The following is a 20,428-nucleotide window of genomic DNA, read 5'->3' as shown; positions in this document are numbered from 1 at the left end:
TCGGTGTTGCTGGTCGAGCCTGTCGAGACCCCGGCGTCGGTGTTGCTGGTCGAGCCTGTCGAGACCCCGGCGCCGGGGCTACATTGGATCCATGGCTGACTCGAAGGCTTCAGAACCGGAAAGCGTCCGTCTCACGGCCCGCGTCACGGGCATGGTCCAGGGCGTCGGCTTCCGATACTGGACGGCGCGCAAGGCTGACGAGCTGGGCCTCACGGGTGCGGTAAGGAACGACGTCGACGGCGCGGTCTCCCTCGTCGTGGAGGGGCCGCAGCCGGACGTCATCGAGTTCCGGCGCTGGCTGAGGTCACCGCAGGCGCCCGGCCGGGTTGCGCACGTGGACGAGAGAATGTCCCCCGCGGAGGGCGGGTTCAGGAGCTTTGAGGTAGTCGGCTGAGCGCAGCTGGTCGGCTGAGCGGACGGGGGCTGAGGCCAATGAATGCGCCGAGCTCCTCCAGCGCTGACGGCCTCGTGGGCATGTAGTTGGTCAACTCGGGGGAGCGGACGATCACCGCACGCCATTGGCCGCGCGACACCGCAACGTTGATGCGGTTGCGGTTTAGCAGGAACTCGGCTCCGCGCGGTGCCTCGGCAACGGCAGAGCATGCCATGGACACGAGCACCACGGGCGCCTCCTGGCCCTGGAACTTGTCCACCGTGCCCACCCGCACGTCCGGGAGCCCTGCGTGATCGAGGGCGCGCCGGATAGCCTGCACCTGGGCGTTGTAGGCGGCCACGACGAGGATGTCGTTCGCTTCCAGCCGGCGCACGGGCTCATCCCTGCCCGGCGTCCATTTGAGCCCGATGTGGTCATTTGCCAGCTGCACGATCATGGCGGCTTCCTCACGTGAGCTGGTGGTGTTGCCGCTGTGCTCAACAAGCACCGTCTCCACACCGGCCGGGGCGCCGTCCAGCTGACGCAACGACGCCGCCGGAGCTGACTCCAGCTTGGCGTCATAACTGAGCTGGGACACAGCCTTACACAGCAGGGGGTGCATCCGCCAGGAATCGGCAAGGAAGTAGCCCAGCTCGGCAGGCATGGTGGCGTGTCCGGCCGAGAGCCAGCCGAGTGCCGACTCGTCAACCGGCTGGGGATGGGACCCCTGCGTGACCTGTGGCAGCTGCTGCGGGTCACCGAGCAGCAGCAGCCGCGAGGCGGACCTGGCCACTGCAAGCGTGTTGGCCAGCGAATACTGCCCGGCCTCGTCAATCACCAAGAGGTCGAGCGATCCGGGCGGCACGCACTTGCCCGTCATAGTCCACGCCGTCCCTCCGATCAGGCAGCCGCCCTGCCCGTCCAGGAGGCGGACGATGTCTTCGTCGGCGGTATGGGTCCAGGGAACGTCGTGCGGCTGCGCCAGCCGCTTGGCCACCACCCGCGGATCCACGCCGGCCTTCTCGATGGCGGTGCACAGCATGTTTTCGACGACGGAGTGCGACTGGGCAACGACGCCCACCTTCCACCCGCTCCGCACCAGGCGGGCGATGACGTGCGAGCCGACGTGCGTCTTGCCGGTGCCCGGTGGGCCCTGGACGGCGAGGTAGGAACGGCCGAGACCTTCCAGCGCACCGGTGATGGCAGAGACGTAGTCGGCATTGCCCGAGGCATCGTGCGCCACCGGCGGGAGTGTTGGCAGCGCGGTCAGCCGCGGGGGCATGCGGCGGAGGATGTCGAGCCCGGCGTGCTTGGGCAGCGACGGAAGTGCGGCGCCGACGAGCTGGGCCAGTTCGGCCAGGGCCGCTTCAATGCTCGTGGTGGGGATGGGCCGGTCAGGGGTCAGCGCAATGGGAAGCTGGAAGTACGGCGGGACCCGTCCGGACGATTTCTCAGTGACGGTGATGACGGTCTTGCCTGGCTGATCGGGATGGTCCTCGACCGCCTCCACGACAGTGCCGAAGATCCCGTCCCGGGAGAGTGCCTCCCTCGCGATTCCGGACGGCGGTGTGCCATAAGCGTGGAGCCCAACGCCGGGAGCCGAGGGCCGCGGCGTGCGTCCGCCGTCGACGTCTCCGAGGCCGTCAGGCAAGGGATCCTCGAACATGCGGAACCACGTGGAGCCGGCACGGAACTCCGAGGCCTCGCTCATGACGCCGGTAAGCCGCAGAGTCCTGGATTCCGTGCGGGCACGGGCCGTGGGCGGCGCCCAGTCCGACAGGACGGCAGCCGACTCGACGATAAAGACGTTCCGCTGATCCGACCATCTGTCCACTTCGGATTCGAGGCGGTCGAAGTGCTCCCACCAGAACTGCTTGCGCTCCCGGCGGTGATAGCCTGTGGCCGCCGCAACCATGGCCACGGCTTGCTCGTCGGCCGTCAGCTCCCGATTGTCCGGGACCGCGTCCAGAAACGCACGCAGGCGTTCGTTTTCGGCGGATGGCTCGTCGTCAGGCTCTATTGCACCGGCCTCCGGCGAGGAAACCTCCGCCTGGCCGGCAGCATGTGGCGCGGCAGCAGCAGCCATCGGGACAGCATTAGCGGCTGCGCCAGCAGCCGGTGTCCCGCCCTGCTGGCGCAGTTCCAGAAGCCAGTCACGGAGGCGCAGGGTGGAGAGGCAGTCGTACTCGTTGTAGTCGGAGATGGACGCGAGGATGGCAGCGGCTTCCGCCTGGGTTCCCGGCCCGCCGTCGCGCGCGGTGCAGTACGCCGCATAGGCCACCACCGAGGCGCCCGCGTCCTTGACGTCTCCGGACCGCAGGTTGTCGCCCATGTACAGCGGCTCGAGTTTCTTGATGGAGTAGGAGGCCTCGGAGATCCTCAGTGAGTGCCGCACCGTTGCGTACAGGTCCACGAGCAGCCCCGCGCGAAGCCAGCTGTCCACAATGTCCTCGCCGGCAACGTGGGTCAGCGAGAGGTTGCGAAGCGCCGTCTTTTCGTAGGGCGCGTAGTGGTAGACGTGCATGTCCGGGTACCTGGCGCGGCGTTCCTCGACGTAGGCGAGGAAATCCAGGAAAGCCTGCCTCTCGCCCGCACGGGAATGTGCCCAGAATGGCCTGAACGCCGGCTTCGCGCCGGGAGCGTCGCCAGACAGCGGTGCCTCGATGACGCCGAAGAGGTATTCCAGCCCCCACTGGCCCGTAGCGGGATCCTGCCACAGCGGATCGCCTTCGAAATCGAAGAAGATGTCACCATCGCTGGGTGCGGGGATGCTGGCCAGCGCGTTGTCTGCCAGCACCTTGTACGTGACGGTGTGCTGCTCGCCGTCCTTGATTAATGTGCGCGAACCGTCCGGATCTTCACGGCCGGTCTGCATCCTGGCCTGATCGCGCAGGCGGCGCCGTGATCCCGTGGCCAGCTCCGGGGGGAGCTCAGCGAGGGCATCGATGGTGGTGAGGCCGGCCGCGATGAGCTTCTTCCGCTGCACGGAGGTCATGCCCGCCACCATCAGCAGGTCACGGTGTACTGCCACCTGCTCGGCACAGTAGTCGCACCTGCCGCAATGGCCGACACCTGGCTGCAGCCACCCTACGGGGGTATTTGCGGCACGGTGGGCTGCGGTCAGATCGCGGAACCGGATTCGGCGCTCGCGGTACACAGGCAGCAGATCGGCGAGTGAGTGGACGCTGTGTTGGAGGTTGCCGAGAACCAGGGTGACACGGGGCGCCGGCGTGAACCCGAGCTGGATCAGTTGGTCACCGTAAGCGGCCAACTGCAGCAGGGCACCCACCTTGGCATGCCGGGCGAGCTTGGTGTCCCACACGGCGTAGCGGCCGGCGGGGTCCCCGGCGGTGCTGCCCTCCTTGATCAGGAAGTCCGCATAGCCCAGGAATTCGCCGTCGAAAAAGGTGGCCTGAAAGACGACGTCAGCACCGGCGCGGAGCGCGGCAGCCGTTTCATTGTGCTTGCTCGTCAGATCGGTGCGGTCAGTGGTTCCGCGCTCCACGGAGTAAACCCCCGTGCCGTGCGCGGCATCCCAGGCGCCGTAATCAGCGACGAGGCCGGCCAAGACCTTGTGCTCGTGGAGATCGCCCAGCGTGCCGGCGCGCGCCTGCATCTCGTCGGCCGGAAAGTCGGCCTTGGGGGAGCGGCCCAGCTTCTCGTCGAGGATCCGGAGCGTGCGGTATTCGCATTCGCTGGCGGCCACAAGGTCGCTCGCCGAGAACACGAGATCAGCGGGTGCTCCCGGCGTAACAGGATCGAGCAGGAACATGGGGCCTCCCCATTGGCAGCCTCGCTCCGGGACGGTTCCCGGTGCGCTGATTCGAATCTAGCAAGAGGCTATGACATTGAAGGCTATGCCAATGAAGAACCCAGGGTGCCTGCGTTGGTTAGTGCCTGAGTTGTTTACGTGTGCGCGTAGGTGAGGCAGTCGGCGTTGTCAGGACCCGGGCCCACATGGACCTCCGGCGCATTGCACATCAGGTGGTCGTTGTGGACACACTCGGAGCGCTGGCACGCCCCGACGTTGGCCAGGACCTTCGGCAGGCCGCCGTGGATGCCCGTGTCAATGAATGTGGCGCAGGACGCGTGGTCGGTGGTGCCGCCAACCGTGATGGCCTCGGCGTTGCAATGGGTGTGGTCGTTGAAGGAGCAGTTGGTGACGCTGCAGTCTGCGACGTGCGTGCTCATGGAGTTCCTCCGAGATTGAGGCCGCCCGGGCTGGGCGACGCGCTGGTTCCAACGTAGGCCTGCGCGGCGCAATCAAAAAGACCCAATTGTGTTGCGTATTTATTCGGTTCCGCCCGCCCGCTGCTGATTGTTCGCCCATGTGGTTCAGGCGTGGCGCATGGCACTGAGGGTGCGCCATCAGTTCCATTTTTTACTCGGTAGACCTCACCTCCGCGGAGTCCTAGACTGGCCTCACCCCCTCCACTGTCCAGGCACTGACGACGGCGTCCGGCCTGCCGCCGGGACCTGCCCGGGAGGGCGGCGCATCAGATCGCTCATGTATCACCGCCGACCCTTCAATGGGGAGGGTCCGTGACGCCAGGAGGAAAAGATGGAAGGGAACAAAGCCGTTGCCTACAAGGGACCCGGCAAGGTGGAAGTCATTGACATTGACTACCCAAGTTTCGAACTCAAGGACGGGCCGGGCGTCAATCCGGCCAACGTGGGGCGCCAGGTTCCCCACGGCGCAATTCTGAAGACGGTGGCCACCAACATCTGCGGTTCGGACCAGCACATGGTGCGCGGCCGGACCACCGCTCCACCGGATCTGGTCCTGGGCCACGAGATCACCGGCGAAGTGGTTGAAGTGGGGCCGGGCGTGGAATTCATCAAGGTGGGGGATGTCTGCTCGGTGCCGTTCAATATCGCCTGCGGCCGCTGCCGGAACTGCAAGGAACGCAAGACCGGTGTCTGCCTTAACGTGAACCCGGACCGTCCGGGCAGCGCATACGGATACGTGGACATGGGCGGCTGGGTGGGCGGCCAGGCCAACTACGTGTTGGTCCCGTACGCCGACTGGAACCTGCTCAAATTCCCGGACAAGGACCAGGCCATGGAGAAGATCCTTGACCTGGCCATGCTGTCGGACATCTTCCCCACGGGCTATCACGGGGCAGTAAGCGCAAACGTGGGCGTGGGCTCCACGGTGTACGTCGCGGGGGCGGGCCCTGTTGGACTCGCAGCGGCGACCAGCGCGCAGCTGCTGGGTGCCGCCGTCGTGATTGTGGGCGACCTGAACAGCGAACGGCTGACACAGGCCCGCAGCTTCGGCTGCGAAACCGTGGACCTGACCAAGGGCGGCCCGGTGGAGCAGATCGAGCAGATCCTGGGAATTCCCGAGGTGGACTCCGCCGTGGACGCAGTCGGCTTCGAGGCGAAGGGCCACGGCCAGGGCGCGAAGGAAGCCCCGGCCACGGTGCTGAACTCGCTGATGGACATCACTGCTGCCGGCGGAGCACTGGGCATTCCGGGCCTCTACGTGACGGGTGACCCGGGCGGCGTTGACGAGGCCGCGAAGAAGGGATCGTTGAGCCTGAGCCTCGGCACGGGCTGGGCGAAGTCGCTGAGCTTCACTACCGGGCAGTGCCCGGTGATGAAGTACAACCGGCAGCTGATGATGGCCATCCTGCATGACCGCGTGCACATCGCCAAGAACGTCAATGCGAAGCCGATCCTTTTGGACGACGCTCCCAAGGGCTACGCCGAGTTCGACGCCGGTGCGGCAACCAAGTATGTCCTGAACCCCAACGGCTACCTGAGCTGAGGCGGTAGCCCGAAGGACGTATGGGGGCGGCGGTCCTAACGCCGGGCCGCCGCTCCCGCCGGACGCGAACGCGGAATGCCCAGGGAAGCAGAGAGCCCCGTACTGCCTGAAGGCGATACGGGGCTGCTCCTAGCGGCAGGACCATCACGGATGGGGGTTCGCGGTGGACCTATAAATAAGGCTACGGACGTTTCCTGAAAATTAGCTAAGAGTTTGGGGGCCGTGCAGCAGCCTTAGCGGCTGCCCCGGGGCCGGGTGCGGGGCCCTGTGCGGGGCCCTGCGCGGGGCCCTGCGGGGGCATCCGCGGGGCTCGCGGGGGCCACGGTCTTATGTTGATCCTTGACTTCGCCGCCGTGCAGAACAAGTGTTGAAACCGCATTATTCGGCTGGTTTTTCGTCTTTAAGGAGATACGGACATGACTCTTCCTGCAGGCTTGACCCCCGGCACGTGGACCCTCGACACGTCCCACAGCGAGATCGGTTTTACCGTTCGGCACGCCGGGATCAGCAAAGTCCGTGGGCGGTTTACCGAGGCTACCGCCGAGGCCCACGTGGGCAACGCGCTGGCGGCGTCATCACTGCACGCCACCGTCAAGACTGCCAGCTTTGACTCGGGGGACGCCAACCGCGACGCCCACGTGCGCGGAGCCGACTTCTTCGACGTCGAGCAGTTTCCCGAGATGACGTTCCGGGCCACGAGCATTGAGGGTGACGGCGAGGACTACACGGTGACGGGGGACCTCACCATCCGAGGCATCACCAAGCCCGTGGAACTCGAAGTCGAGTTCACCGGTGTCGCGGTGGACCCGTTCGGTGCCACCCGGGCGGGTTGCTCTGCGGAGGCAGAGATCAGCCGCAAGGAGTTCGGCCTGACGTGGAACGCCGCGCTGGAAACCGGCGGCTTCCTGGTCAGCGACAAAGTGAAGATCGATATCGATGCAGCGCTGGTCAAGCAGGGATAGGGGGCAAGCAGGACCAGCAGGCAGAACTAGACCTAGGACAGGCGCGCGATGCTCCGCCGGACGGGGCGGGATGCCGTGCCGTCCGAAAACAGGTCAGGCGACGACGCCTGAATGCGTTTGACGTCCTCGAATACACCGCGGAGGTGGAGGCGGAGGGAGCTGTCGGCGTCCGCAAGGTTGTTGGCTTCCAACGCATCCACCACTGCGGTGTGCTGTTCAATCAGCGTGGAGACCGGCCGCGTGTCAATGAGGCTCAGGCGCCGGGCGCGGTCCAGATGCGCCTTGGCTGAATTGACGGCGGTCCAGGCCGATTCGTGGCCCGCCAGCCGGAGGAGTTCGCGGTGGAAGTCTTCGTCGAGCCGGAAAAATTCCTCGACGTCGCCCTTGGCCTCGGCGGCGCGCTGGCTCGCGAGGATTTCCCGGAGCCCGGCTATCCCGGCGGCGTCCAGCACCACGTCCGCGAGGGATGCACATTCGATGGCCTCGCGGACAAACTGCGCCTCAGACACGCGCCCCAGGTCCACCAGGGACACAAACGACCCGATCTGCGGAAAGACCTGAACGAGGCCCTCTTCGCGCAACAGAATGAGGCTTTCGCGCACCGGCGTCCTGCTGACGCCGAGTTCCTGGGCAAGCTCGTTTTCGGACAGCGGCTCACCGGGCGGGAGCTGCAGGGAAATGATCCGACGCCGGAGGGTTTCCAGGGTCTGGTCGCGCACCGAGAGCCGCGGTGACTGTCCTTTTTCGGGTTTGCCGATTGCCATGTATCCAGTCTAGCCATCGTTGACAAACTAGAATGGTAGTGCTTGTATGGTAGTAAGAAAGCCGCCGGAACGCAGTCTCATGCGCTACCCAGGATGGCGGCCACCTTCGCACCGCAGAACTCTCCACCTTCCCTTTTCATCGCCTGCAAAGGAGCAACAGATGACCGAGAGCATCGCACCGCCCACTACCACCAAGCGGGAATCCAGAACCACCCGGGACCTTGCCAAGGTCGCTGTGTCCGGCTGGTTGGGAACGGCCATGGAATTCATGGATTTCCAGCTCTACTCCCTGGCCGCGGCCATCGTCTTCAACAAGATCTTCTTCCCCGACGTCAGTCCCGTCATCGGCCTCATTGCCGCAATGGCCACCTACGGCGTCGGGTATGTTGCCCGCCTCGTGGGCGCCGTGTACTTCGGCCGCATGGGTGACAGGATCGGCCGCAAGAAGGTCCTGTTCATCACCATCGCCCTCATGGGCGCGTCCACCACCCTCATCGGCGTCCTGCCCACCTACGCAATGATCGGCATCTGGGCCCCGATCCTGCTCGTGGCGCTGCGCCTGATCCAGGGCTTCGGAGCCGGCGCGGAAATCGCCGGCGCCACCGTGATGCTCGCGGAATACGCTCCGGCCCGACGCCGCGGCCTGATCTCCTCGCTCGTCTGCCTTGGCACCAACTCCGGCACGCTCGCCGCCTCCGCCCTCTGGGCCATCCTGGTCAGTGTGCTCCCCGAGGACCAACTGCTCAGCTGGGGCTGGCGCATTCCGTTCCTGGCCAGCTTCGTGCTGATGATCTTCGCAGTCTGGATCCGCCGCTCCCTCAAGGAAAGCCCGGTCTTCGAACAGCGGGCCGACGTCGTGGACGGCGTCGCGCTGTCCAAGGCGGAAATCGCCAAGCAGGACATTGCCAAGCAGGAAACCGCACAGCAGGGCACCGCCACGCAGGACGCCGCCCAGCGTGCCAACCCCGTGGTTCCCGATCTCGCCGGAACCAGCACCATCGAAGCCGCCCTGCACCAGCGCAAGGGCAAGGCCTTCCTGATCGCCCTCGGCCTCCGCTTCGGCCAGGCCGGCAACTCCGGGCTCGTCCAGACCTTCCTCATCGGCTACCTGGCAACCGTCCTGCTGGTGGACAAGTCAGTGGGCACCACGGCCATCGTCTACGGCTCCCTGCTGGGCTTCATCACCATCCCCATCATGGGCCTCCTGGGTGACCGCTTCGGCCGCAGGCCCCTCTACCTTGCCCTGAGCACCCTCACCGCCCTGTTCTCCATTCCCATGATGCTCATGGTCACCAGCGGCAACACCACGCTGATCACCGTCGCCATCGTCGCCGGCCTGAACCTCGGCGTGCTGAGCCTCTTCGCCATGGAAAGCGTCACCATGGCCGAGTTCTTCGGAGCCCGCACGCGCTTCACGCAGCTGGCACTGGCCAAGGAGATCGGCGGCATCCTCGCCACCGCCATCGGCCCGCTGCTGGCCGCCACGCTCACGGCCGTCACCGGACACTGGTGGCCGCTGGCCGCGATGCTGGTGGGCTACTCCCTCATCACCCTGGTCTCCGCCGCCGTCGGTCCCGAGGTCCGCGGCCGCGACATGGTCCGACTGGAAGACGCGGTATGAAAGCCGTCGTAGTCCACGGGGCCAACGACCTCCGCATCGACGACCGCCCCGAGCCCGTTGCCGGGCCGGGGGAGGTGGTGCTCGACGTCGAATGGGGCGGCATCTGCGGCTCTGACCTTTCGTACTGGCGCCACGGCGCTTCGGGGACGGCGGCGCTGAAGGCGCCGCTGGTCCTCGGCCACGAGGTGGCCGGCCGGATCGCCCAGTTGGGCGCCGGCGTCGAAAACCTCGACGTCGGCCAGCCGGTTACGGTGCACCCCGCGGAACTGGTGGGGGACGGGACCATGCCGGAACGCCTCAAGGGCCGGACCAACCTCTACCCGCAGATCAGGTACTTCGGCTCGGCGGCCTTCGATCCGCACACCGACGGCGGGTTCAGCGAGCGGAAGCTGGCCAGGGCTTCGCAGATCCGCCCGCTGCCCGACGGCGTGGACACCCTGCGCGGGGCGCTCGCGGAACCGCTCGCCGTCGCCATGCACGCCGTCAGCCGGGCCGGATCGCTTGCCGGCCGGGACATCCTGGTCAACGGTGCCGGGCCGATCGGTTCGCTGGTTGTCGCGGCGGCCAAGTACGCCGGCGCGAGGACCGTCATCGCCACGGACATCAACGACGCATCGCTGCGGATCGCCAAGGCCATGGGCGCCGACGAGGTCCTGAACGTCTCCGGCGGCGGCGCACTGCCCGAGGACATGGAGCTGGTGTTCGAAGCCACCGGCATCCCGGCGGTGCTTGGCGGCGTCCTCGGGGCCACCGCCCGCGGCGGAACCATAGTGCAGGTGGGCAACCTGCCCGGTGCCCCGGCTCCCGCGGTGCTGGGTGACCTGGTGACGCGGGAGATCACCTGGATCGGGTCATACCGGTTCGTGGACGAGATCGGCGATGCCCTCCGCGCCATGGCCGACGGCCTGGACGTTTCCCCGGTCATCACCCACAAGTTCGGCATCGACCAGGCCGAGGAAGCCATGCGCGTCTCGGCGGACCCGGCGTCCGGCAGCAGCAAGGTCATGCTCCGCCTCAGCCCAACTGAGTAGCAGTAGATGTCGTTTTGAGGGCTCAAAACGACATCTACTGCGACCTACTTGCATATTTCCAACACACCCACGAAGGACCAACCAGTGAAGATCACCGACGCACGGGTAGTGGTTTCGTCGCCAGGACGGAATTACGTCACGCTCGTTATTGAAACCGAGGACGGCGTCACCGGCATCGGCGACGCCACGCTCAACGGCCGCGAACTGGCCGTGGCGTCCTACCTCTCCGAACACCTGTGCCCGCTGCTGATCGGCCGCGACGCCCGCCGCATCGAGGATGCCTGGCAGTACTTCTACAAGGGCGCCTACTGGCGCCGCGGGCCGGTGACCATGACCGCGATCGCCGCGATCGACGTCGCGCTTTGGGACATAAAGGGCAAGGTGGCCGGCATGCCGGTCTACGAACTCCTGGGCGGGGCGGCCCGTGAGGGCGTCATGGTCTACGGGCACGCCAGCGGCTCGACGCTGGAGGACCTGAGCGCCGATTTCCAGCACCACCTGGACCTCGGCTACAAGGCCATCCGGGCGCAGGCCGCCGTGCCGGGACTGGAAAAGACCTACGGGATCGCGCCGGTGGACGGCAAGACCTACGAGCCGGCCAGCGGCAACGTCCCGCAGGAGGACATGTGGGAAACCACGTCCTACCTGGACTTCGCACCCAGGATGATGGCGCACGTGCGGGAGCAGTTCGGCTACGGCGTGCACGTCCTGCACGATGTGCACCACCGGCTGACTCCGATCGAGGCCGGCCGTCTGGGCGCCTCGCTGGAGCAGTACCGGCCGTTCTGGATCGAGGATCCGACGCCGGCCGAGGACCAGTCGGCGTTCCGCCTGATTCGCCAGCACACCACCACGCCCATCGCCGTGGGCGAGGTGTTCAACTCGATCTGGGACTGCCAGCAGCTGATCACCGAACGCCTGATCGACTACATCCGCACGTCCGTCTCGCACGCCGGTGGCATCACCCACCTGCGCCGAATCTTCTCGCTCGCGGACCTGTACGGCGTCCGGTCCGGCTCGCACGGCGCCGGCGATCTCTCCCCGGTCTCCTTCGCCGCGGCCCTGCACGTGGACATGAGCATTCCGAACTTCGGCGTGCAGGAGTACATGGGCCACCGGGATCCTGCGGGTGAGGTCTTCAAGACGTCCTACACGTTCACCGACGGCTACATGCACCCCGGTGACGCCCCGGGCATCGGCGTGGAGTTCAACGAGGAGGCGGCCGCCGCCTTCCCGTTCGACCCGAAATACCTGCCCATCAACCGCCGGCTCGACGGGTCGGTGCACGACTGGTGAACGCCTCCATGAAAAAGAACCGGCCCTTCGACGTCGTCGTGATGGGGGAGATCCTCGTTGAGGTGGCCACGGACGTGGCGTTCGGCCACGGCGTTCCGGCGCAGCTGGGCATCTCCGGCGACGCGCTGAACGTCGCGGCAGCCGCCGCGGCGGCCGGAGCCCGAACGGGGCTGCTGGCCGTGCTGACCGACGACGACCTCGGCCAGGCGATCGCCGCCAGGATCCGGGAACTTGGCATTTCCGACGAGCTGCTGAAGTTCAGGACCGGCCAGCAGGGCGTCTACCTGGTGCACTGCGATCCGGACGGGCAGCGGGAGTTTTCCTACGCCCGCTCGGGCAGCGTCGGATCCACGCTCGGACCGGATGACGTCGATCCGGCCGTCGTCTCGGCGGCAGGCGCCGTCATTGCCGGCGGGATCGCCTGCGCGATTTCCGCGTCCTCGCGGGCAGCCGTGCTCAAGGCCGCGGCCCTGGCCCGCCGCTTCGTTTTCGATCCCAACTTCCGCCCCCGGCTCACCTCGGTGGAGGAGGCGACGGCGGTCCTCACCGAACTGGCGCCCCGGACCTTCCTGGTCACTCCGTCCTTTCCGGGTGAAACCTCCGCGCTCCTTGGCTGCGCCTCACCGGAGGAGGCGGCGGCCAAGCTCCGCAGCCTTGGTGCGGCGAACGTCGCCGTGACCTGCGGGGTGGAGGGGATCCAGCTGGAGAGCGAGCATGACTCGTCCTGGGTCGACGCCATTCCGGCGCCGTCGGTGGTGGACCAGACGGGCGCGGGTGACGCCTTCGTGGGCACCCTGACCGCCCGGATGGTGCTGGGCGACAGCCTTCCCGCGGCCGCCCGGTACGGGGCCGCCGCCGCATCGCTCGTGGTGGGCGGCAAGGGCGGGACCGGCTTCATCCCCACCTTTGACCAAACCCGTACCCACGCCCTGCGGAGCCCCGAAGGAGAGCTGTCATCACACGCCTAAGCTCCGCTTCGCTGGCTGCTGGCGGAAGCCACCGGGAACTGTTGCCGCGGGAAAAGCTGCGGCCCGGCATTGTTCACCTTGGCCTGGGCGCCTTTGCCCGCGCCCACACCGCCGTGTTCACCGAAAACGCGATGCTGGCCTCCGGCGATCTCAATTGGGGGATCACCGGGGTCACCCAGCGATCGGACACGGTGGCGCGCCAACTGGCACCGCAGGACGGGCTCTTCACCGTGACCGAGAGGGGAAGCGGCGCCGCGCCGCTCCGCGTGGTTTCGAGCATCGTGGAGGCCATCTCCGGGCGGGACAACCCCGGAGCCGTGGTGGACCGGATTGCCGACCCGTCGACGTCGGTCATCACGCTCACCATCACGGAGAAGGGCTACCGGATCGATCCGCGCACCGGAACCCTCAACACCGCCGACGAACAGGTCCGGGCCGACCTCGCGGGACAGCCTCCGCAGACGGCCATCGGACAGATCGCCCGCGGGCTCCAGCAGCGTGCCCGGGCTGACGCCGGGCCCCTGACCGTTGTCTCGTGCGACAACCTTCCCGGCAACGGGGAGCTGACCGGCAGGCTGGTGCGCGCCTTTGCCGCCGGACTGCCTTCGGCGGAGGCGGAGCCGCTGCTGGCCTGGCTCGAAGCGAACGTCACGTTCCCCAACACGATGGTGGACCGGATGGTGCCGGCCACGACGGCCGGTGACCTTGACGACGTCGAACGTGAACTGGGGCTCCGGGACGAGGCCGCGGTGGTGGCCGAGCCCTTCCTGCAGTGGGTCATCGAGGACAACTTTGCGTCCCGCCGGCCGCGGTGGGAGGACGCGGGCGCCCTGTTCAGCACGGACGTTGCGGCGTGGGAGGCGGCCAAGCTGCGCCTGCTGAACGCGAGCCATTCCATGCTGGCGTACCTGGGCCTGGCGGCGGGCAAGACCACCATCAGCGACGCCGTGGGCGAGGACGCTTTCCTCACTGCATGCCGGCGCATGATGCACGAGGACGCGCTGCCCACCATCAGCCTCCCGGAGGGACTGGACGGGGACGAGTACTGCGCGCAGGTGCTCAGCCGGTTCGCGAATCCCGCGCTGGGCCACACCACCGCGAAGGTGGGCAGCGACGGTTCGCAGAAAATCGGGCTGCGGCTGCTGAGCACCGTCCGCGGAAATCTCGACGCCGGCCGCGAACCGCGGTGGGCCGCGCTCGCCGTTGCTGCCTGGATGCGGCATGTGGCGTCCACCCCGGCGGCACAGCTGGACGATCCCCTTGCGGCGGAACTCCACGCGGCACTTCCCGCAACGCGCACCGCCGCCACCGTGGTCCCGGCGCTCCTGGGCTGCCGCAGCATCTTCGACGGCGAACTGGCGGCGAACGCTGTTTTCGCCGGCCTCCTCACGCACTGGTACGGCATCATCGACACGCACGGGCTGGACGGCCTGAGAAAAGAGATCAACTATGGCTGACGCCACCAGCGTTCTGCATGTTTCCCCGGTCATTCCGGTGGTGACCATCGACGATCCGCAGCAAGCGGTTCCCGTGGCCCGCGCACTGGCGGACGGCGGCATCCGGATCATCGAGCTCACCCTGCGGACGGACAGCGCCCTCACGTCGCTCAAGCTCATCGCCAACGAAGTGCCGGACATCCTTGTCGGAGCGGGCACCATCCTCACCCCGGGCCAGGCGGACGCCGCAGTCTCGGCCGGTGCGCAGTTCCTGGTCAGCCCGGGCGTGACGCCCGCCCTGCTGGATCACCTGCTCACCCTGGACGTTCCCGTGCTGCCCGGCGTGGCGACGGTGGGCGAGGTGATGGCCGTCCTGGAAAGCGGCCTCGAGGCCATGAAGTTCTTCCCGGCCGGTCCCGCCGGCGGCCCGGCTTACCTGGCGGCCATCGGGGCACCCATCCCGCACGTTCAGTTCTGCCCCACGGGAGGAATCAGCCTGGCCACGGCGCCGGACTACCTCGGGTTGCCGAACGTATCCTGCGTCGGCGGCAGCTGGCTCGCGCCGCGGGCGGCTGTTGAAACCGGGGACTGGCAGCGGATCACGGAGCTCGCGCGGCAGGCGTCGGGCCTCGGGGCTTAGGCCCCGGGATTGAGGTCCCGGGTTCAGGCCCCGGGTTCAGGCCCAGGCTTTTGATCCGGGTCACCGAACTCCGAAATTCCGTAGTCGTGGGCCGTGGACGCGCGTAGAGTCGGGAACGACCGGACTACTGACGGTCTAAGGCTGGATAGACGGACACTGAACGGAGGAGTTCACATGAACTTGGGCAACAAGATCAGGCATGCCGCAGAACGTCTGAAGGGACGGACGGGCGGTGCCGCCGGACACGCGGGCATGCCCCGGCCGAACGTGTCGGGACGCGCCCACACCGGCGCCAGCGGAATCGGCGAAAGAATCCGCCACTTCCTGAAGAGGCACTAACCTGCGCGCATACCCCGAGTGTCCTGTGTTCCCGTGGTGACATGCCGCGACTGGCGTACACCTGTCTGACATGCACGGGGACGCCGGACTGGCAGAAAAGTTGCGAAGCGGTCTTGGCCGCCGCCATCCAGTGGCGGCGGCCCTGCAGAACCTGACGCTGCACCACAGCACCGACGACGCCACCATCGTGTATCCAGTGCCTGGTCGTGCTCGGCGTGCGCCTTTCGGATCAGATTCATGAACGCGGTTTCGTTCCGGATGAGCCTCTTGTACTTCTCCGGGAGCTTCTTGAGTTCCTGCTCCTCGCGGACCATCTTGTCGAAGATGCGCTCCCGCTCCTTGATGTCCGTTTCGTAGTTGAGGTCCACGTACTCCGTGGCGTGCCGCTTGGCTCCGGACACCATGTTCTTTGCCTTGCCCTTGGGGCTGAGGACTGAGGCGAGGACCGTGACGGTCAGGACGCCGAGGATCACTGCGAGGGAGGTGCTGGTGCTGATCTCGATGACGCTGACGTGTTCGCCGTCGTTGATGAACGGCAGGTTGTTCTCGTGCAGGGCATGAAGGACGAGCTTGACGCCGATGAAGCCAAGGATGGCGGCGAGGCCGTAGGAGAGGAAGATCAGGCGGTCCAGCAGTTCGTCGATGAGGAAGAACAGCTGCCGCAGGCCCATGAGCGAGAATGCCGTCGCCGTGAAGACAATGAAGACGTTCTGCGTCAGGCCGAAGATGGCGGGGATGGAGTCGAGCGCAAACAGGATGTCCGTGCCGCCGATCGCCACCATCACCAGGAGCATCGGGGTGAGGACGCGTTTGCCGTTCTCCGCGGTGAAGAGCTTGTCGCCGTCGTAATGTTCGGACGCCGGCAGGAACTTCTTGGCGAGCCGGACCACCAGGCCTTCGCTTTCCTCGTCGTGGGAGTCGGGCTTGAGCAGGTTGCCGGCGGTGATGAGCAGGATCAGCCCGAAAATGTAGAAGACCCAGGCAAAGCTGTTGATGAGCGCCGCGCCGAGGAAGATGAATCCGGTCCGGGCGATCAGCGAAAAGACGATGCCGAACAGGAGCACTTTTTGCTGGTCTTTGCGGGGCACCTTGAAGCTGGCCATGATGATCAGGAAGACGAAGAGGTTGTCCACGGACAGCGCCTTCTCGGTGACATACCCGGCGAAGTACTCGGTCCCCATCGTGTTGCCGCCGAAGATCCAGACGCCCAGGCCGAACAGCAGGGCTATGCCGACGTAGATGGCGGACCACGCGGCGGATTCCTTCAGCGACGGCGTGTGGGCCTTACGGACGTGGAAGAAAAAGTCGAAGGCCAGGAGCGCCAGAATTCCTGCGATTGTGAGGATCCAGGCGAATAGGGGAACTTCCATGCTGCCTCTTTCCTGAGCGGTGAGGGGCGCGCCGGAGAGCCCGGCCAAGGCGACTCTCCCGTGTGGAACACACGCCGGGGCTTGGAAATAACCTTACCGAGTACGGTCCGGCGCGCCGCAACATGCAGTTCCGGCGCAGCCGTCCCCTTCGGGCTGCGCCCGGATCTCAGGCGTACATGAGGGAGCCCGGCGTCGTGAGGGTCTGGCCTGTTTCGAGCCAGGTCTTCAGGCCGGAGAGGATCATCGGCCAGCCGCCGTAGAGCTGTTCGTTGGCGCCCTCGCGGAGTTGGTCGTGCGTCACGGTCAGGTGGCAGGAATCGCCCACCGGTTCGATCTCCCACGTGATCCGCGAGTTGCCCTCGGCCTTGACGTCGTCACCCCAGAGGGCGCGCATGGTCTGCACCAGCCGCCGCGGGGGATCGACCTCGACGTTTTCGCCCTCGCCGAGAAGGTCCCCTCCCTCGGGCGCCATCTCGAACCGGGACCCCGGCGTCCAGTCGGATCTGATGCGCATCCCGAACTGGTACTTGCTGCGGATCTCGCTGTCCGTGATGGCCTCCCAGAGCCGTTCCGGGGTGGTCTTGATGTAGATCTCGAAAATCTTTTCCATGGGACTTTCCAATCTGGTTTTGAGGTCGCTAAGCGCAGCGGCCCATGGTTCTGCATATTTGCTCACCCAGCGGTCGTGGACGAGCCTGATGGGCACCGGATTCAGGAAGTGCAGCTTCTCGCGCCCGCGACGGCGGGTCACCACGAGGCCCGCCTCCTCGAGCAGCCTGAGGTGCTTCATGACCCCGAATCGGGTGATCTCGAACCGCGCTTCGAGGGCCGTTAGCGTCTGGCCGTCCTCGCGGAAAAGTTCGTCCAGCAGTTCCCGGCGGATGGGGTCGGCAAGAGCCTTGAATACGGCGTCCACAAGGCCACAATAGGTGACCATTTGGTCACATGTCAACGGGTTCCGGGTTCCGGGCTGCGGACCCCGGATTCCCAAGTGGGTAGCACCTCACGCCGTTTTCAGCGCCCAGAACGGTGTGTGCTGCTACCTAGTTGGGCTGCGCGCTATTTTTGGCGAGCGCCAACGGCGGTCAGCGAATAAAAGGGGGTGAAGCTGGCCCTCATTCCGGGGGAAATATTGGATCGAACGATCGACGCTCCCTCGAGCGCCGCGAGGTGGTACCGGACGGTGTCCCTGGAGGCGCCAAGAGCGCTGCTGATGTCGGATACCTTGCTCGCCCCGTTGTCTGCCAGGTATTCGACGATCCGCGATCTGATCTGGTTGCGCCGCAATTTGGTGCCGCGATTATCCGTGTGAATTGGCGCCCGGCGGTCCGGGACGTTCATTACATCTCGCAATTCAACTGCCTTTCAGCCGGGCCGGAGTAAGCCCGCTATTGGCTGGCCGGGCCTTGGGAGGTGCACACCCAGGCTCGGCCAGCCGCGTGTGAGTCGGTCAGTGCACCGCAGTTTCCAGCTCGCGGGCCTCTCGCCGGTCTTCCGCGGGGAGAGGCTCCTCGCGGGGAGCAGCTTTATCGTGGCTTCGGCCGATGACTGCGGTGGCGATGGCATTTCCGAGGATGTTGGTTGCCGTGCGCCCCATGTCCAGGAGCTGGTCGATCACCAGCAGGACACCAATACCTGCTGCAGGGATGCCGAAGGCCGGGACGACGGCGGCGACGACGACGAGCGAACCGCGCGGCACTCCGGCCATGCCTTTGCTGCTGAGCAGAAGCATTGCGGTCATCGCAATCTGCTGGCCCAGGTCCATGTCAATGCCGTACGCATTGATAAGGAAGACCGATGCGAACGTCATGTACATCATGGAACCGTCGACGTTGAAGGAGTAGCCCAGGGGCAATACGAATCCGGTGGTGCGCTTCTCGATGCCGAACTTGGTCAGGCCTTCAATGAGCTTGGGCAGGGCAGCTTCGCTGCTGGAGGTCGCGAATGCGATGACCATGGGTTCGCGCACGATCCGGACTAGGCGGAACGCCGCCCGTCCGAGAAATGCAACGGCGACGGCGATCATGAGGACCCAGAGCGCCGAGAGGGAGACGTAGAACCCGCCGATGAACGAGGCGTAGGTGGCAAACGCGTCCAGACCCTCGGAGGTGAAGGCCGATGCTATGCCCGCGAAAACGCCAACGGGTGCTGCCAGCATCACGTACCCGGTCACCTTGAGCATGACGCCCATCAGCTCGTCGATGGCATTCGCGATGGAAGAGTGGCCCTTCTTCCGAAGGTTCAGCAGGGCGATGCCGAAGAGTGCGCCGAATACGAGGATCTGAAGGGGATTGTTGGCCGTCAGGGCAGCGAAGACGCTCGTGGGGATGATGTGGGTGATGAACTCCTGGTAATCGAGGGGCTTCGTTTCCATCCCCGCGTCACCTCCCGGGATGAGGTGGAGGCCGTCACCGACATTGAGGACATGCGCAGTGAGAAAACCGAAGGCGCCAACGAGGACGGAGGCGGTAAGGAACCAAATCATCGAACGGCCGAAGAGCTTCCCCACGCCGGCGGATTTCGCAGCTCCGGCAATGCCGGAGACAAGGGTGGCGAAGATCAACGGGGCAATGATCATCTTGATCAGGTTCAGGAACATGTGCGTCACGGTGTCGAGGACCGCCACGAGGGATTCGCGGGCGTCTGCGGCCAGCAGCCAGTGGCACACCAGCCCGCTGATGATCCCGAACAGAAGCGCTGCCAGGATCCACATCGTTGATTTGTTTTTCATAGTCAGTCCTTGGGTAGGTCAAGTTTCACGGGACGGTTCCGGGCACGACGGCGTGCCCCTCACCGCTGTGCGGGGAGAGTGATTGGGTGCGGTGGCCGGTCGAGCTTGTCGAGACCTGGTGTCGGCGGGCTCGACCGGTGGTGGGGCTTATTTGCTGAGGTTGGCCAGGCGTTCGGGGCTGAGGAGTTCCTGGAGTTGTTCGGTGGTGAGGAGGCCGTGTTCGAGGACGAGTTCGGCGACGTACCGTTGCTCGCCATTGACTTCCTCAAACAGCACGAGTATNGGGAGATGCTCTTGTGGAGGCTGTGGACGATGATGGGTTCGAAGGCGTTGAGCTGGAGCTGTCCGGCTTCGGCGGCCATGGTGATGGTGACGTCGTTGCCGATGACTTCGTAGGCGACCTGGCTGACGACTTCCGGGATGACGGGGTTGATCTTGCCGGGCATGATGGAGGATCCGGACTGGACGGCGGGGAGGTTGATTTCGTCGAAGCCGGCGCGCGGGCCGGAGGAGAGCAGGCGCAGGTCGTTGCAGATCTTGGAGAGCTTGACGGCGACGCGTTTGAGCACGCCGGAGAGGTGCACGAAGGCGCCGACGTCCTGGGTGGCCTCGATCAGGTCGACGGCGGTGACCAGGGGCAGGCCGGTGATCTCGGCCAGGTGCCGGCAGGCGGTGGCGGCGTAGCCGGGAGGGGCGTTCAGGCCGGTGCCGATGGCGGTGGCGCCGAGGTTGATTTCGTGGATGAGCAGGTCCGCTTCGGCGAGCCGGAGCCGGTCCTCGCCGATGGTGATGGCGTAGGTGCCGAATTCCTGGCCCAGGGTCATGGGCACGGCGTCCTGGAGCTGGGTGCGGCCCATTTTGACGACGGTGCGGAATTCGGCGGCTTTGGCGGCGAAGGCGTCTTCGAGTTCGGCCAGGGCGGCGAGGAGTTCGCGGGCGGCGAAGATGGTGCCGAGTTTGACCGCGGTGGGGTAGACGTCGTTGGTGGACTGGCTGAGGTTGACGTGGTCGTTGGGGTGCAGGCGGGCGTAGTCGCCTTTGGGGTGGCCGAGGATTTCCAGGGCGCGGTTGGCGATGACCTCGTTGGCGTTCATGTTCGAGGAGGTTCCGGCGCCGCCCTGGAT

Annotated in this window: 18 protein-coding genes; 10 read left to right on the top strand and 8 right to left on the bottom strand. The window is 66.1% G+C overall.

Going from position 1 to position 20,428, the window contains the following annotated elements:
- The first annotated feature begins 91 nt into the window (after window positions 1–91).
- Entirely contained in the window at window positions 92–394 is a 303-nt protein-coding gene (locus tag ASG92_RS22520; protein WP_056633641.1) for an acylphosphatase, read from the top strand.
- Here the strand turns inward: ASG92_RS22520 and ASG92_RS22515 are convergent.
- Together ASG92_RS22515 and ASG92_RS22510 are read right to left on the bottom strand one after the other, a co-directional pair.
- Window positions 369–4,145: a TM0106 family RecB-like putative nuclease gene (locus ASG92_RS22515; protein WP_056633638.1), complete on the bottom strand. Its 3,777-nt coding sequence runs from the start codon at window positions 4,143–4,145 to the stop codon at window positions 369–371. The two genes, ASG92_RS22520 and ASG92_RS22515, sit on opposite strands and share 26 nt — an antisense overlap.
- A 134-nt stretch (window positions 4,146–4,279) precedes the next feature.
- On the bottom strand, window positions 4,280–4,564 hold the full coding sequence (locus tag ASG92_RS22510) for a DUF1540 domain-containing protein (protein ID WP_056633635.1): 285 nt from the start codon (window positions 4,562–4,564) through the stop codon (window positions 4,280–4,282).
- A gap of 370 nt (window positions 4,565–4,934) precedes the next feature.
- Between ASG92_RS22510 and fdhA the strand changes: the two genes are divergently transcribed.
- Entirely contained in the window at window positions 4,935–6,146 is a 1,212-nt protein-coding gene (fdhA, locus tag ASG92_RS22505; protein WP_056633632.1) for a formaldehyde dehydrogenase, glutathione-independent, read from the top strand.
- Window positions 6,147–6,562: 416 nt separating this feature from the next.
- The gene (locus ASG92_RS22500; RefSeq protein ID WP_056633629.1) at window positions 6,563–7,108 is read left to right on the top strand and encodes a YceI family protein; all 546 of its coding nucleotides are present in this window, start codon (window positions 6,563–6,565) and stop codon (window positions 7,106–7,108) included.
- Window positions 7,109–7,140: 32 nt separating this feature from the next.
- Here the strand turns inward: ASG92_RS22500 and ASG92_RS22495 are convergent, their stop codons facing one another.
- Window positions 7,141–7,872, bottom strand: coding sequence for a GntR family transcriptional regulator (locus ASG92_RS22495; protein ID WP_056633626.1), 732 nt, complete (start codon window positions 7,870–7,872; stop codon window positions 7,141–7,143).
- 160 nt (window positions 7,873–8,032) lie between these two features.
- On the opposite strand from ASG92_RS22495, the gene ASG92_RS22490 reads away from it, so the two are divergent.
- From ASG92_RS22490 to ASG92_RS28640, 7 genes are all read left to right on the top strand, one after another.
- Window positions 8,033–9,493 carry an MFS transporter gene (locus tag ASG92_RS22490; protein ID WP_056633623.1) on the top strand — a complete coding sequence of 487 codons (1,461 nt, stop codon included), beginning with the start codon at window positions 8,033–8,035 and terminating at the stop codon, window positions 9,491–9,493.
- Window positions 9,490–10,524, top strand: a complete 1,035-nt coding sequence (locus ASG92_RS22485) for an L-idonate 5-dehydrogenase (RefSeq protein ID WP_056633620.1) — start codon at window positions 9,490–9,492, stop codon at window positions 10,522–10,524. Before ASG92_RS22490 ends, ASG92_RS22485 begins: the two co-directional genes overlap by 4 nt.
- Window positions 10,525–10,608: 84 nt before the next feature.
- A complete protein-coding gene (gene manD, locus ASG92_RS22480; protein WP_056633617.1) occupies window positions 10,609–11,820 on the top strand; it encodes a D-mannonate dehydratase ManD in 1,212 nt (403 codons plus the stop codon).
- Window positions 11,821–11,828: 8 nt separating this feature from the next.
- Entirely contained in the window at window positions 11,829–12,788 is a 960-nt protein-coding gene (locus tag ASG92_RS22475) for a PfkB family carbohydrate kinase (protein WP_056633614.1), read from the top strand.
- 41 nt (window positions 12,789–12,829) lie between these two features.
- A complete protein-coding gene (locus ASG92_RS22470; RefSeq protein WP_157372403.1) occupies window positions 12,830–14,245 on the top strand; it encodes a mannitol dehydrogenase family protein in 1,416 nt (471 codons plus the stop codon).
- Window positions 14,238–14,864 carry a bifunctional 4-hydroxy-2-oxoglutarate aldolase/2-dehydro-3-deoxy-phosphogluconate aldolase gene (gene eda / locus ASG92_RS22465; RefSeq protein WP_056633607.1) on the top strand — a complete coding sequence of 209 codons (627 nt, stop codon included), beginning with the start codon at window positions 14,238–14,240 and terminating at the stop codon, window positions 14,862–14,864. Before ASG92_RS22470 ends, eda begins: the two co-directional genes overlap by 8 nt.
- A 174-nt stretch (window positions 14,865–15,038) precedes the next feature.
- Window positions 15,039–15,203, top strand: a complete 165-nt coding sequence (locus ASG92_RS28640; RefSeq protein WP_157372400.1) for a hypothetical protein — start codon at window positions 15,039–15,041, stop codon at window positions 15,201–15,203.
- Here the strand turns inward: ASG92_RS28640 and ASG92_RS22460 are convergent.
- From ASG92_RS22460 to ASG92_RS22440, 5 genes are all read right to left on the bottom strand, one after another.
- Window positions 15,200–16,573 carry a TerC family protein gene (locus tag ASG92_RS22460; RefSeq protein WP_240987253.1) on the bottom strand — a complete coding sequence of 458 codons (1,374 nt, stop codon included), beginning with the start codon at window positions 16,571–16,573 and terminating at the stop codon, window positions 15,200–15,202. The genes ASG92_RS28640 and ASG92_RS22460 overlap by 4 nt on opposite strands.
- Before the next feature lie 166 nt (window positions 16,574–16,739).
- Window positions 16,740–17,489 (bottom strand): SRPBCC domain-containing protein, encoded by a 750-nt coding sequence (locus tag ASG92_RS22455; protein ID WP_056633869.1) that lies wholly within the window; start codon window positions 17,487–17,489, stop codon window positions 16,740–16,742.
- Window positions 17,490–17,632: 143 nt separating this feature from the next.
- On the bottom strand, window positions 17,633–17,926 hold the full coding sequence (locus ASG92_RS22450) for a winged helix-turn-helix domain-containing protein (RefSeq protein WP_157372397.1): 294 nt from the start codon (window positions 17,924–17,926) through the stop codon (window positions 17,633–17,635).
- Between the two features lie 97 nt (window positions 17,927–18,023).
- A complete protein-coding gene (locus tag ASG92_RS22445) occupies window positions 18,024–19,304 on the bottom strand; it encodes a dicarboxylate/amino acid:cation symporter (protein ID WP_056633600.1) in 1,281 nt (426 codons plus the stop codon).
- 283 nt (window positions 19,305–19,587) lie between these two features.
- On the bottom strand, window positions 19,588–20,428 hold an 841-nt coding region (locus tag ASG92_RS22440), incomplete at both ends, for a lyase family protein (protein ID WP_240987252.1).

The organism is Arthrobacter sp. Soil736, from assembly GCF_001428005.1.
Lineage (GTDB): Bacteria > Actinomycetota > Actinomycetes > Actinomycetales > Micrococcaceae > Arthrobacter.
Note: the sequence above shows the minus strand (reverse complement) of the source record. Positions and strands in the feature narration are given on the sequence as shown.

What these genes read in the sequence shown, in the direction of transcription:
- ASG92_RS22520 (WP_056633641.1), top strand. Translation starts at nt 92, where the DNA reads ATGGCTGACTCGAAGGCTTCAGAACCGGAAAGCGTCCGTCTCACGGCC.
- ASG92_RS22515 (WP_056633638.1), bottom strand. Translation starts at nt 4,145, where the DNA reads ATGTTCCTGCTCGATCCTGTTACGCCGGGAGCACCCGCTGATCTCGTG.
- ASG92_RS22510 (WP_056633635.1), bottom strand. Translation starts at nt 4,564, where the DNA reads ATGAGCACGCACGTCGCAGACTGCAGCGTCACCAACTGCTCCTTCAAC.
- fdhA (WP_056633632.1), top strand. Translation starts at nt 4,935, where the DNA reads ATGGAAGGGAACAAAGCCGTTGCCTACAAGGGACCCGGCAAGGTGGAA.
- ASG92_RS22500 (WP_056633629.1), top strand. Translation starts at nt 6,563, where the DNA reads ATGACTCTTCCTGCAGGCTTGACCCCCGGCACGTGGACCCTCGACACG.
- ASG92_RS22495 (WP_056633626.1), bottom strand. Translation starts at nt 7,872, where the DNA reads ATGGCAATCGGCAAACCCGAAAAAGGACAGTCACCGCGGCTCTCGGTG.
- ASG92_RS22490 (WP_056633623.1), top strand. Translation starts at nt 8,033, where the DNA reads ATGACCGAGAGCATCGCACCGCCCACTACCACCAAGCGGGAATCCAGA.
- ASG92_RS22485 (WP_056633620.1), top strand. Translation starts at nt 9,490, where the DNA reads ATGAAAGCCGTCGTAGTCCACGGGGCCAACGACCTCCGCATCGACGAC.
- ASG92_RS22475 (WP_056633614.1), top strand. Translation starts at nt 11,829, where the DNA reads ATGAAAAAGAACCGGCCCTTCGACGTCGTCGTGATGGGGGAGATCCTC.
- eda (WP_056633607.1), top strand. Translation starts at nt 14,238, where the DNA reads ATGGCTGACGCCACCAGCGTTCTGCATGTTTCCCCGGTCATTCCGGTG.
- ASG92_RS28640 (WP_157372400.1), top strand. Translation starts at nt 15,039, where the DNA reads ATGAACTTGGGCAACAAGATCAGGCATGCCGCAGAACGTCTGAAGGGA.
- ASG92_RS22460 (WP_240987253.1), bottom strand. Translation starts at nt 16,573, where the DNA reads ATGGAAGTTCCCCTATTCGCCTGGATCCTCACAATCGCAGGAATTCTG.
- ASG92_RS22445 (WP_056633600.1), bottom strand. Translation starts at nt 19,304, where the DNA reads ATGAAAAACAAATCAACGATGTGGATCCTGGCAGCGCTTCTGTTCGGG.